This window comes from Dyadobacter alkalitolerans DSM 23607, assembly GCF_000428845.1.
Taxonomy (GTDB): domain Bacteria; phylum Bacteroidota; class Bacteroidia; order Cytophagales; family Spirosomataceae; genus Dyadobacter; species Dyadobacter alkalitolerans.
The window spans coordinates 1-12,551 of sequence record NZ_AUAS01000012.1; the positions used below are offsets into that span (position 1 = coordinate 1).

11 protein-coding genes are annotated in these 12,551 nt (G+C 44.2%); 7 read left to right on the forward strand and 4 right to left on the reverse strand.

The window, feature by feature from the left end; all coding sequences use genetic code 11:
• Positions 1-57: 57 nt before the first annotated feature.
• Positions 58-1,743, reverse strand: coding sequence for an IS1182 family transposase (locus tag G395_RS29785; protein WP_051350259.1), 1,686 nt, complete (start codon positions 1,741-1,743; stop codon positions 58-60).
• A 48-nt stretch (positions 1,744-1,791) separates the two neighbouring features.
• On the opposite strand from G395_RS29785, the gene G395_RS0119130 reads away from it, so the two are divergent.
• The 3 genes from G395_RS0119130 to G395_RS0119140 all read left to right on the forward strand — a co-directional run bounded on the left by G395_RS0119130 (position 1,792) and on the right by G395_RS0119140 (position 4,020).
• A complete protein-coding gene (locus G395_RS0119130) occupies positions 1,792-2,364 on the forward strand; it encodes a Crp/Fnr family transcriptional regulator (RefSeq protein ID WP_026631537.1) in 573 nt (190 codons plus the stop codon).
• A gap of 76 nt (positions 2,365-2,440) precedes the next feature.
• A complete protein-coding gene (locus G395_RS0119135; protein WP_026631538.1) occupies positions 2,441-3,178 on the forward strand; it encodes an SDR family oxidoreductase in 738 nt (245 codons plus the stop codon).
• 539 nt (positions 3,179-3,717) lie between these two features.
• On the forward strand, positions 3,718-4,020 hold the full coding sequence (locus tag G395_RS0119140; protein ID WP_026631539.1) for a putative quinol monooxygenase: 303 nt from the start codon (positions 3,718-3,720) through the stop codon (positions 4,018-4,020).
• Positions 4,021-4,430: 410 nt separating this feature from the next.
• On the opposite strand, the gene G395_RS0119145 is transcribed toward G395_RS0119140, so the two are convergent.
• Positions 4,431-5,321, reverse strand: coding sequence for a VOC family protein (locus tag G395_RS0119145; protein WP_026631540.1), 891 nt, complete (start codon positions 5,319-5,321; stop codon positions 4,431-4,433).
• A 485-nt stretch (positions 5,322-5,806) separates the two neighbouring features.
• Between G395_RS0119145 and G395_RS32780 the strand changes: the two genes are divergently transcribed.
• The 3 genes from G395_RS32780 to G395_RS32995 all read left to right on the forward strand — a co-directional run bounded on the left by G395_RS32780 (position 5,807) and on the right by G395_RS32995 (position 7,323).
• Complete coding sequence (locus G395_RS32780) at positions 5,807-5,884, forward strand: hypothetical protein (RefSeq protein WP_229204235.1); 78 nt, start codon at positions 5,807-5,809, stop codon at positions 5,882-5,884.
• 166 nt (positions 5,885-6,050) lie between these two features.
• A complete protein-coding gene (locus G395_RS32920; protein ID WP_262485398.1) occupies positions 6,051-6,182 on the forward strand; it encodes a hypothetical protein in 132 nt (43 codons plus the stop codon).
• Between the two features lie 934 nt (positions 6,183-7,116).
• Entirely contained in the window at positions 7,117-7,323 is a 207-nt protein-coding gene (locus G395_RS32995; RefSeq protein ID WP_026631542.1) for a helix-turn-helix domain-containing protein, read from the forward strand.
• A gap of 92 nt (positions 7,324-7,415) precedes the next feature.
• On the opposite strand, the gene G395_RS0119165 is transcribed toward G395_RS32995, so the two are convergent.
• Positions 7,416-9,905 (reverse strand): bifunctional YncE family protein/alkaline phosphatase family protein, encoded by a 2,490-nt coding sequence (locus G395_RS0119165; RefSeq protein ID WP_026631543.1) that lies wholly within the window; start codon positions 9,903-9,905, stop codon positions 7,416-7,418.
• Positions 9,906-9,936: 31 nt separating this feature from the next.
• Entirely contained in the window at positions 9,937-11,946 is a 2,010-nt protein-coding gene (locus G395_RS0119170) for a TonB-dependent receptor plug domain-containing protein (protein WP_157486743.1), read from the reverse strand.
• A 266-nt stretch (positions 11,947-12,212) separates the two neighbouring features.
• Between G395_RS0119170 and G395_RS0119175 the strand changes: the two genes are divergently transcribed.
• Entirely contained in the window at positions 12,213-12,551 is a 339-nt protein-coding gene (locus tag G395_RS0119175) for a PadR family transcriptional regulator (RefSeq protein ID WP_026631545.1), read from the forward strand.

Consider the following 12,551-nt stretch of genomic DNA (forward strand, 5'->3'; position numbering starts at 1 on the left):
GTGGCCGTTGCACAACTGATCATGAACTTGCCATAATCTCTGATTGTCTGATCTTTCTTAGAATGCGTGGGAAAAGACAGGAAAAATAGGAGAAGTGCGGACGTACCTGCGAATAATGGGCCTTGTATCCTCTAATGCTTCACTTTTTTGAGTTCTTCTTGTAAGTGATTTGAGGTATTTTTTCAGGTTGAAGCATGTTGCGGCCATCAGCATAACTTTATGGGCTCCGGCTTTACCAATCACATTAATCTTTTTCAATCCATAATGATAAACCAGACTACCGAAGACTGGCTCTACTGTACTTTGGCGTAATCGCTTCATCTGGTAACCTCGTTTACTTAACTGCCTGTGATGGGCTCGGCGGTAGTGCTCATCATATGCAGTAGTTTGTATTCTTTTAAACGGGGACTTGGGAGTACACGCATCTTTTAATACACATGGTAAACAGTCTTTTCGTGATGCTCGATAACCCTTTAGCAAGCGTCCATCTGAAGTCTGTTCAAAATTTTTAAAAGGAATCGTTTTACCCATAGCGCAGATAAACTGATTTTTTTCCTTATCGTAAATCAGGCCTTCTCTTTCTGGTTTATACATACCGAAAACTGGTATCCATCCGGTTATGTTTCTTAGCTCCAAAAATTCATAGTTAGGTCCATTAGAATAGCCGGCATCAGCTAAAAGATCAGTCATCCGAAGCTCGTTCGCTTTAAGTCGATTTTGAACTTTGACAGTCATTGCCGGCAAGTATTGACTATCTCGTCCATCTGCAAAATCAGCCTGAATGTGACTGATTACACCTTCGGCAGTATCTACCGACATGCTGCAGTGATAATTAAGCTTTCTTGCTTTACCAGGTTTTACCGAAATACGTGCATCCGGATCATTAGGACTGTAATGCGTCTTATTACTGAAGAGTTGGGCTTTTTCGTGAGAAGCGCCGCTGGCACCGACCGGGTTTTTACGCAGTTTATCATGGACATGTTTCACACGGTTCAATTCGTGCTGTGGAGCTGTGATCAACCCCACTGTCGAAGCTGTGGCAGCGATTACTGGCTCTTGGTTTTCGCTATCTAAGGCTTCGAAGTGTCTTTCAATAGATTGAAAAGGTCTTTTCAGTTCAAGGCTTTCCATTGAAGCGTTGGCTTTAACCGGAGCAGAATCCATGGCCTGGGTATGTCCACTGACCATGCCCTTATCAACACACAAGGTAAAGACCTTATTAAATAAACTTTCAAAAACAGCAGCAGGATACAGTTGGCGAGTGCGACTGATGGTCGAATGCCAGGGCAGCTGTTCATCTATGTCATATCCCAAAAAGTAAAGAATGTCCATCCGCATAGAACAGTGCTCAACGAGTTTGCGATCAGACGTTATGTTTTCGAGGTAACCTGTAAGCGTCAATTTGAACCGGGTCGCCGGGCGAAATACGACAGGGTCGATGGATGGATTTCCAGTGCGACCATACAGATCATGCGTATCGCTGTAAATGGATTGTAGATCCAGAGTCTCTCTGAGCCTCCTATAAAAATTATCCTTTGGAATCCGCTCGGATAACTGGAAGCTTAAAAAGAGCTTTTCGGAGTAATTTTTTCTTCCTTGCATTCCTGAAGTTACGAAAATCCAGGCAGTTATGGAAGAGCCTAAGGCTGTTTTTTTGCCGAGTTGTGCAACAGCCACCACCGTTTCCGCGTACACCCGACAAATAACATAATCAAGCAACCAATTAACAACTTCTATGAGCATTTGCACGGCGTTAGTGTCAAATACGCTGATGATAAGTAAATTTGTAAAGTGGAAAATTCACTTATCTGTTATCTTCAGAGAATCAGATCGCTCTCCTCAGTTCAGAAGGAGTTGATATCTGCTGCGTTTCACCCTTTAAAAGTAAAGGAAGATGCCTGTCTTTTCACCGGCGGGACCGTGTGTCATCACCTGTATTTTATTACCAAAGGGGTCCTGAAATTTGTATCCTCTGACGATCAGGGGCATGAAGCCACCCATTTCTTTCTTCAGGAAAATCACTTTTGTACCATCCTGGATAGTTTTCTCAATCAGAAAGTGACTGATGACCGCATTCAGGCCGCGTGTGAAGCCGAAGTACTCAGTGTTAATTTTCTGGCACTGCAGAAGGTCTACATGCAGTTTCCTGAATTTAAATCTTTGCTTGATGACATCTTCCAGCGGCAGCTTCTGGAGAAGGTAAACTTGCGTAATGCCTACCTGAACAGAGATGCGCTTAGCCGTTACCTGTTGTTTATCGAAAGGCAGCCGGACATCGCCTTACGCGTCAAAATGCAGGATGTGGCATCCTACCTCGGAATTGCACCACAGTCCCTAAGCCGATTGCGTAAACAAATTTCTTAACGATGTTGCTTTTTAACATATGTGAAGTGTAGCCTGATTGCAAATTCTGAATTTTGCAGCTGTTTAAATTTAACATATGGAAAATCAAGTAAACAGGTTATTAGCAGGAAAAAGGGTAGTTATCTTAGGTGGAAGTTCTGGTATCGGGTTGGCCACAGCAAAGGCCGCCGCAGATGAAGGTGCCGAAGTAATCATTGTATCAGGCACTCCACTGCGGATTAAGCAGGCCTTGCAAACACTGCCCGCAACCGCGCAAGGGCACTCCGCAAACCTTAGCCGGGAAGAAAATATTAAAAACGCGTTCAAAGCAATCGGCCGTTTTGACCATCTAGTGTATACGGCAGGCGAAAACCTGACTTTAAACACCATTGATGGAACAGAGTTGGCCGATGCGCAGCGGTTTTTCATCCTACGTTTTTGGGGCGCTTTTGCTGCGGTTAAATATGGTGCTCAGCTCATTAACGCAGGGGGCTCGATCACACTTACCAGCGGAACTGCAAACGCCCGTCCGGGAAAGGGCTGGAGCGTTGCCAGCAGCATCTGCGGGGCTGTTGAAGGCTTTGTTAGAGCGATGGCCGTGGAACTGGCGCCTGTACGAGTTAACAGCGTTGTACCTGGCGTAGTAAAGACTAACCTTTGGGGTGCCATGAGCGAGCAGGACCGGGAAGGACTTTACAACTCGATGGGTGAGAGCTACCTTGTCAAACGTGTCGGCGAAGCTAACGACATTGCCCAGGCACACCTGTATCTGATGAAACAACAATTTGGTACCGGACAAAATCTGGTTATTGATGGTGGGGGCTTATTGGTTTAAAACCATCTGAATGAAAAGAGCTGTATGGAGCGTTATACAGCTCTCTTTATGCCGATCTTTTTTAAATGCAATGTACAATTCAGGTTCTAAACTTAATCACTAGGTGGTGGATCGGCTCGAAAGCTTCATGGACATGTCCGAGCGCCTGCCCTAGCCGCTTCGAAAGCGCCTGTCCAAAACGCCTTCTAAGCACAGATGTGGCGATATCAGCCGTCTAACTATCATTTTCTGTACTGAATGCTTTTATCCGATCGAGTTAACCCACATTTCCATTAATTGCCGAATTTCATTTTAACCACCGTATTTTTTAAGCAATTTCTAGTTTGGATACTTCTGTAACACGTCTCACTAACTAGTTAAAGTTGAAGACAAACGACATAGAAATTTGAAATGGTCATTTGAGATAATCGCTATATAACTAAGAATTTAGTAGTTGATGTATCATCTATTCTCAGGAAACGGAGGAGGTTTTGCGAGATAATGCCAAAAGCGTTTTTTAAGTATATTTCGATAAAATACATCCAGATAAACAACGAACCATGTACTTACTTCACGGAAAATTAAATGCAAAGTCAGGCCATACCGAAGAGCTTGCAAATATTCTATTGGAAGCATCCACACTTATATCAACCGCAAAAGGATGTAAAATTTATGCAATCGGAAAGGATGCCAATGACTTAAATGCCGTCTATGTTACGGAAATTTGGGATAGCAAAGAAGATCACGATAATTCATTAAAGGTGGACGGAGTAAAAGAACTAATAAGTAAAGCAATGCCTATTTTAGATGGGCAACCATCCAAAGGACAGGAGTTAGAAATTTTAGGTGGAGCAGGAGTGTAAAACCTGCCTTCATCCGTTGCAGCTCACTTTGCCGGAACAAGCTGGGAGAAGTGAGCTGTATATGTACAAAACTAAGAACTTCCACAAAACGCCATTGACCCTCTTGTTCTGTGTTTTCTCACTTAACATAAAAAGGGTTATTTGAACAAAAACCCCAGGCCTAACCAACGTTTATCTCTCCAATCGTTGCAGCTTAAAATATATCACAAAGGCCTGAATTGAGACACATATTCGTAAGGGTACGACACGGCTCTACCCTTAGTTCAAGCCAAATGGTTCACATGTCAACCATTCCCCTGGGCCTGGTAATTGTCAAACATTCCGGACGTTTTATCAGACGCTTGGGTCTGATAATGTAGAGAGCTCAGTTTTGACAGGAAATTGATGGGAAACAGCTTTGGTTTGCCTGCTTACGTATGTTGTACGAGGTAACAGGCAATCTTGGTTTCAGGCTCGAAGAAAATGTACAAGTTTCCGCTAATTGCAAAATTCATTTTCTCAAAATACTGTTCCATACCCGGTTCAGATAGCACAATGTTAGATTCAGCTACTTTTACATCAAAATCCGTATCATTCCCTAATTGACAAACAAACTTCATGATTTTATTGCTCCTGGGGCACCTTGGAATGTCTGGCGCCTGAATCCACCCAGGAACTCCACAACTCCCAAGACTTTCGGCGAAGGCATCAAAGGCCGCAGCTTTAATGCCTACTGGTTCATAAGATAATTTTGATTCAGGGTTTAACTCTTTGTAGGAAGTGCTAAGCATTAGATACTTCTCATGGTCAAGTATCTTGGGGCTAGTAGGATCTGTGTAGTCTAAAAACAACTTATCAATATCATAATAAATCGGACAGATTAAATGCAGATCGGATGGAAGCCATTCAAATGGCGCTTCCTGCCTTAGAAAGCCTAAATACTGAAAAGGAATTTGCCTGTGCTCGGAAGGTAACAAAAAACCCTCAGGTGTAACCCCACCCAGTTGATGTCTGCCTGCCTTGGATCTAACCAAACTATGGACTGAATGAGTGGGGATATCTCGAAAAACAAAGTCTTCTTCTTCTTTTCTTATCTCCCGATCCTGGACATCTCCATATTCATAAAGTTTGCCGCTAACCAGTCTATTATCCACGAAAATAAACTCTGTACTCGACTCTAACTTCCTTGCAGTCTTTTTATCGACGCCTTGTGTAGCAAGGACTTTTTCGCATTGATCATCCCCATTCAAAAAGTTTTCCCAGCCGGCCAGGAATATTCTTTTTTTTTCAGCTTTAAGCCCTGATACCAATTTTTCTAACATAAAGCCATTATGTAAAGTGTGAGTTACAAGAATAACAATAAGTCTGAAAGGTCATCTACCTCCGTTTCTCCCCTATAGATTCAAGTGTTAAGCATTTTGGTCGTAAATGCGAATGAATTTCTTATAAAATAAACGTTCGTATAAATCGTAAGGATAATTTAGCAAAAAGGGTTTAATATTATACTGTTATTATTATAAAATAATCCGATAACTCCGTTTTCGTCTAATCATTCAAAAATGCTCCGGAATATCGCCTATTTACGTGTTTCGACGGCAGCGGCCGACCGTCCTTGGACCAAGACCTTGAAAAAAACAAAGCTGACATAGTGCACTTGGCTAATGAGAAGAATTTTAGGGAAAGTCAAATTTGTGCAAAACGTTTCCGGGAAAATTTCCTGGCTTAGCCGCAAAATCGGTTCAATCCTTGATGAGCTAAAAAAGGAGACGTCATTTTACTAAGGGAATTTTCCCGATTTGGAAGATCCATGCTGGAAATGATAGAGATCATATCTCTAGCAATGCAAAAAGGTGTTCGTATCCACAATGTAAAAGGAGCATGGTAACATGACGATTCGATTCAAAGTAAAGTGATGACAATGGTTTTTGCGATGGCATCAGAAATTCAAAGAGACTGATCAGCAAGCGCACAAAGGAGTCACTAGCCGCCAAGAAATTTTCTGGGATAAAACTAGGCAGGCCGACTGGCTCAGGCAAAGGTAAACTCGATCAATGCAGACCAGAGATCGAAGCATTGCTCCTCAGTGGTTCGAGTCAAAGTACATTTCAGACCGCTACGGAGTAACAGAAGCAACTTTATCCAACTGGATTAAAAAGAATAATGTAAAAGAGACCGGGAAGTAGCATAGCAGAAGGCAGGGCATACCTCATATTGCAACAAAAATTAAACAATCGGTAGAACAAGTCATTACTCCGAAAAATATTTGTTAAAAAAAGATAGAGCGAAGACCACCATTTAATTTCGATCTTATATGCAAAACCCTCGAGCCAGCTATGCATCCCAAACCATGCAAGCGAGGAAGCAATCAAAATAGCCAGCAAACTTATGATTAGAAACTCTTCGAAACCATTCCTGCAACTGAGACCCTTAGCACCTTTCGTACACCAACTTCTCTTGTCCGTTGAGCAGCAGAAAGGAGGAGCGCGCATTGCCAAATATATAATGATCCATGACGATGGTCCGACCCGGCAGTTTTGTTAGCGAAGAACACAATCCGCAGACAGGTGTAACGCCCCGGTAAGGCATATTTGGTTAGCGTTCAATATCATTAAGTTATGAAAACAGAAGCGCCAGCTTAGTAAAATTTAGATCATTAACCGACTTGGATCGGGTGTTCGGGCTTTCTAAGCCTTTGCACCCGATGGTAAGTCTCATCAACATCGAAGATATGACGATTAGTCCGGGAGCGCTGCCGACCTCAATGGTCTTGCCTTTTTACAAAATCGCCTACAAGATGAACCTGTGTGGTAAGCTAAGTACGGGCAAAGTTTTATGACTTTGGTGAAGGCGGCCTGGTGTTCACTGCGCCAGGTCAAATTTTTGAAAGTCCCAATGGCAATGCAAGCTCCGGTTACATTCTTCTTGTTCACCCGGACTTTTTCTTATCTTACCCTTTGGCCAGTACGATCAAGCAATATGGCTTCTTCACCTACGCTGCAAACAATAGACGGAATTTTGGACGACTACTTTAAAAATGGAACAGCCTCTTAAAGCGGCCTTCCAACCGTTCAAATGCTGGCTGAAAAACTGGGCATGTCGGCAAGCTAGCTTAGCGATATGCTGCGCTCTTTGACAAGAGAAAATGCCCAGCACCATATTCAGGATAAACTCATGGAAAAAGCAAAGGAAAGGCTTTCCACTTCCAATTTGTCCGTGTCTGAAATCGCCCATGAACTGGGATTTGAGTACCTTCAGTCTTTCAGCCGCCTTTTCAAAACAAAAACAAGCCTTTCCCCACTTGCTTTCTGGCAATCATTTAATTGATAATGGAATATCAATCATCGATGTGCCGTACGTTAGTTGAGATATTGCCATCTTTCGATCCGCCCAGCCGAAAACGTTTTGTTTTTAGTAAATTAATCCTGATCAAATCCCTCTTCGTCTTCTTCACCTCCTTTTTCCAGTCTAACGAATGCACCCCGACGCGGAGCAGGCATGATGCTGTTTTCGCCGCGCACTGTCTGCCATACTATTTCGCTAAAAACCAGGTCATCAATCGCATCGGGAATGGAAAGATCAAACTGGTCTGTTTTACGGGAGTTTTTATTAACCGCCACATTTTTCTGATCCAGATCCACTCCAGCTTCTTTTGAAGTGAATGTGCCCGGATTAACCTTATTATCAAAACACCTCCACATCGGTGTGGCCGCCGCATCGTACTGGCTCATGGGCTTGATCCCCAAAATCAACTCCATTGTACGCAGCATACCGGAAGTAGAATACATCGTATGGTCCACAAACCCTCTCTTTACAAAACCGCCAGCCACAAATGCAATGGAACGGTGTGCATCCACGTGATCGGGTCCATTCTGAGCATCATCTTCGAGGATGAATACAACTGATTCATTCCAAACCTTACTTTTGGAAAGGTGCTCAACAAAGCGCCCAACTGCCAGGTCATTATCAGCCACAGCAGCAAACGGCGTGGGCTTTCCTACACTGGCACCCGATGTATGATCATTACCAAACCTTAATGTATTCAATCTTGGGAGTTTGCCTGCGGCGAGTAATTCATCAAAATCCTTTTCCCATGCAGCTTCCCGATCAATATCCTTATAGCCCAGATTATAACCTTTGAAAGTCGGGCAATAATGTCCTTCAAGTGTTTTGATATTGGCTTTCCCCTCGTCTGCAAACCAGCCGTAACTGCGGAATGTTAGCCCGGCACGCAAGGCATGGTCCCAGATAAATCCGTCCCTGGGATGCGCGATTTCTTTCTGCCCCTCGTAATCATACGTGCCGCCACGACCTCCATAGCTGGTTACCCAGTTTTTCTCCACATAGTCATTGGCATAAGCAGCCGATGACCAGTTATGCCCGTCGGCACTCACCTCTGCATCGACGTAAAAGTTATCGAGTAACACAAACTGACGGGCCAATGCGTGCTGGTTCGGTGTGATCTTTTCAGGAAACAAACAAAGGGAAGGGTCGCCATTTCCTTCCTTCATATCGCCCAGGACCTGGTCGTATGTACGGTTTTCCTTGATAATGTAAAACACATATTTAATCGGCGATTTATCACCCACTTTCATCGGGATCGGATTACCAGCCTCTCCTTCCGCATTCAGCTCCTTATTTTTGGTATAAGGCGTGTTGGCATATACCACACGCGAGTACGCTGAAAGCGTTTGCGCCGAAGGTGCATCTATGATGGATAATGTACCTTTAAACAATCCTCCGATGTACTGCTCCCTGCCCGTGTATGCCTGCGGATTTGGCCCTACTTGTTGCGGAACTTTTGATAAATTCGGGTTTGGACCTTTTGGATTTGCCTTAGACGAAAATCCTTTCCCATTAGTAACAAATATCTTTGAGCCAATTGTTTTCACAGCCGTCGGATACCAGCCTGTCGGGATAAATCCGATGGAACGGCTGCGACCTTTGGTTTCTACATCAAAAACTGCCAGGCAATTATTATCAGCATTGGCGATGTATAAGGTTTTCTCATCTTCACTCAGTGCAAGCCCATTAGGCGTCGTACCCACAGGCGCATCCGGAAAAAGAGAAGTCGTTAATGTTTCCGACACTTGTCTTTTTGCCAGATCAATGAGCGCCACGGTGTTATCATTGCCGTTGGCTGCATATAAAAACCTGCCATCTCTGGTCAATAGCAGGTCGTTGGGATTTTTGTTGGTCGCAATTTCCGCTGCAATCTGCTGTGTTTGTGTGTTTACGACCACCACCCGCGAGCCGCCCCAAAGCGAAACATAAAGCTCTTTTTTATCATTAGAAAGCAAACAGGTGTAAGCCGCCGCACCTAAGTTTAGCTTACCAATGGTTTTTTTGGTCTGAGCATCACAAACATAAAGCGCGCTGTCTTCTTTGGTCACCACATAAATCCGATTTTGAGCGTCGTCGACTGCTATTCCGGTAGGAGATATTTTGACGGGCCACGGTTTGCCCAGCACAATCGGCTCAGCAGCAACAAGTTGTTGGTCTTCTATTTTGTATACCAAAATCTTATTGTCGTTCCCACCTGAGGCATATATCATTTTCTCATCCTGACTGAATGCCAGACCAAGGTATGATTTGGCGACAATGGCAGTGTCCAGCACTTTCTCGGAAGCCGCGTCAATCAATGTAATGCTTTGGGTGCTCTGCCCGTTGTTAGTGACAGCCAGGTATTTTTTGGAAGGGGAAACAACTAAGTTTAAAGGTAGGTCGTCCAGGTCCAGGCTACGGCCTACCGGTGTGAGTGACCAGCCATTGGGCAGGTCAATGCGTTTGGCGGAAAGTTGCTTATACAAGGCTAATTCCTCGGATTGACCGCCTGCATTCCTTTTACAGCCGTAGCAGATGATGCCCGCCAGCATCAGGTAAATTGCAAATTTCAGATTTTTTGTCATGGTGAGTTAGCAGAATTTTGTACTATATTTTTTAAAATTTTCCCGTCAAAGTAAGCCATAGACTGCGGCCGACGCCATTGATCCCCGAACCGTGTGTACGATAATCTTCATTACTAATGTTCTGTAAAACAGCGTTTAATGCAAAATACTTGGTCTCATATCCCGTCATTAAGTTCACTATTAACCAGCCCGGCGTGCCTCCTTTTGGGATGCGGTTATCTGCTGCGTCTCCCGCTGCCAACCTGGTTTGTTTGCCGGCAAACCATGCCTCCGGACGGGCAAACCATCCATTATTGCGATACTCTAGTCCAAACCTTCCGTTCAATGGCGGAATGCGACGGACCGGCTCCTTTTTGGTTACATTTTCACCAAAATTATAAGCAGCTGAGCCGTACACTTTCCAATCATTTTCAAAGACATATTCTGCCTCAAACTCCCCGCCCCTGACGTATGCACGCTCTACGTTTTCCTTTCGGTACACATCAATGCCATCTATTTTCTGACCATCAACTTTCACGCGGGCAATCAGGTTGCGCAGATTGTTTTGAAATAATCCGGCACACAATGCAAGCCCGCCAGAATGGTATTTGTAACCCGCCTCAAAATTGTAGGATGTTTCGGGTTTGAGATCGTATGCAGGTAACTCGTACCGGAAATCGACGATTCCCAGTGTTCCCATATCATCAATGTTCGGTGCCCTGAAACCAGAGTGGAAGGATGTGTAAAAATTGGAATTTTCGCCAGGCAGATAAGAGATAGATGCATTCCCGACAAGTGCATGCGGCTTCACAGAAACGCTACCCAGCGCTTCGTCGGCAACTTTTATATTAAAACCATTAAAGCGCCCGCCAAACGAAAACCGCCAGGCATCCAGCTTTACTTGATGAAGTGAATAAACTGCATAATTCAGGTATTTACTATCATCAGGATAGAGCCCGCGGCTGGCCAGTGGCGCGGCATCTGCTATTTGATCGGTCTTACTGCTCTTGACAACATCATTGTAGATCTCTATTCCGGAACTGGCGTTCCAGAAAGGCGTAATGTCAGAGATTGCATTGATGATCAGCCCGGTAGTCTGCACTTTATCAGTCTCTGTGCGCAAACTGTTACTGCCATTTTTTCGGCTGAGCCGACCTTCATTAGTCGATTGGAAAGAGCCGGTCAGTGACAATTCGGACGCCCATTTACTGGATGTATTGCCTTTTAATTTAACATAGCTTAAAGACCGTCTTTGCGGATCAAATTCATTCAGTGCAAAGTTTTCGAGCTTGTAACGATAGTACAGCGGCACGTGTTTTTGAGAAACCGATTGATGTGCCAGGGTCAGCGTCCATGAATCAGTCAGTTTCAAAAGCAGTTTCGCATCAAAGGCCCGGTCTTTGTAGCCACTCGGCGTTTGTTTGCCGGTAGTATCTCCACCTATCAGATCCCCAAAATTACGGATACTGATGCCGCCCGAGAATGCAGCACGCAAGCCCGAGAGCTCGACCCCTGCCCGTAATGTCTTTTCCATGTTACCCGTCGCGTAACGCGCTACTGCTTTGCCATGGACAGATATCTTTTCGGAAAATGCAGGAGTCGCAGTCAATAATTGAAGAGTGCCACCCAATGCATCCGAGCCATAAGCTACCGAACCACCTCCGCGTAAAACCTCCATTTTATTGATACTAAAAGGATCAATGGTGTTCAGGTACTGGTTGGGACCATAGCGAAATGTGCTGTTGTTCAGTCGGATTCCGTCTATTAGAATGAGCGTCTGATTTCCGGTTAGTCCGCGTAAAAAAGGCGATCCCGCTCCGTGCGTGGTTTTTTGCACAAAAACGCCGGTGGTCCCCATCAGGGCTTCCGGCGTTGTGCGGGGCTGATATGTCTGAAAACTTTTGGAAGAAAAAACGGAGATAGAGCCAGCTGTTTGAAACGTTTTTTCATTGGCCCGGCTGGCCGTAATGTTAACCTGACTTAATAATTCGGTCCGCAGCGAATCGTTCTTCTGTCCGTAAGCTGAAATACTTAAAAGAATAAGACCGTAGATTATTTTCATAGACGTGATATGTCAATATTGAATTCACATCAAATCTAGGCGTTCTCTGCTGGTTAAATTCAATTGATAAATTAAGGAATTATTAAGTCAATCGTGTAAGTGTTAGACAATAAGCCTTTGCATATGTCCATCAATGAACGATAACCTGTTCGTATTTGAACAATATACTATCCATCCAGTCTCATAACTTCCAGTAATTGAGTATATTACAATCTGGGCACGAGATTTGATTTAACTTATTGTATATAATCAGGACGCCGACTTTTATGAAGAAAACAATCCTGGGAGAATTGGAAGAACTTGTGCTCCTTGTAGTAGCCGCAAGCACCGAGCAAATGTATGGGGTTCCTGTGATGGAACAACTTCAATTGCATGCGGGCCGCAGCTTCACCATCGGTGCTGTTCATACAACATTGTATAGACTCGAGGAAAAGGGTTTCCTATCCTCTTCTGTGGGAGGCGCTACAACTGACCGGGGCGGAAGACGAAAGCGCTTTTTTGCGCTGACTGCAGCTGGTGCCACCGTACTAGCTGAAATCCGGACAATGCGAGAAAATCTCTGGCAAGCCATTCCGGAAGGAAAATTTAAGTTATTAGGCCAGTAA

Coding starts and splice junctions, on each gene's coding strand:
- G395_RS32995 (WP_026631542.1), top strand. CDS start 7,117: ATGCTGCGCTCTTTGACAAGAGAAAATGCCCAGCACCATATTCAGGAT.
- G395_RS0119140 (WP_026631539.1), top strand. CDS start 3,718: ATGTACTTACTTCACGGAAAATTAAATGCAAAGTCAGGCCATACCGAA.
- G395_RS0119170 (WP_157486743.1), bottom strand. CDS start 11,946: ATGAAAATAATCTACGGTCTTATTCTTTTAAGTATTTCAGCTTACGGA.
- G395_RS32780 (WP_229204235.1), top strand. CDS start 5,807: ATGCTGGAAATGATAGAGATCATATCTCTAGCAATGCAAAAAGGTGTT.
- G395_RS0119175 (WP_026631545.1), top strand. CDS start 12,213: ATGAAGAAAACAATCCTGGGAGAATTGGAAGAACTTGTGCTCCTTGTA.
- G395_RS0119135 (WP_026631538.1), top strand. CDS start 2,441: ATGGAAAATCAAGTAAACAGGTTATTAGCAGGAAAAAGGGTAGTTATC.
- G395_RS29785 (WP_051350259.1), bottom strand. CDS start 1,743: ATGCTCATAGAAGTTGTTAATTGGTTGCTTGATTATGTTATTTGTCGG.
- G395_RS0119145 (WP_026631540.1), bottom strand. CDS start 5,321: ATGTTAGAAAAATTGGTATCAGGGCTTAAAGCTGAAAAAAAAAGAATA.
- G395_RS32920 (WP_262485398.1), top strand. CDS start 6,051: ATGCAGACCAGAGATCGAAGCATTGCTCCTCAGTGGTTCGAGTCAAAG.
- G395_RS0119165 (WP_026631543.1), bottom strand. CDS start 9,905: ATGACAAAAAATCTGAAATTTGCAATTTACCTGATGCTGGCGGGCATC.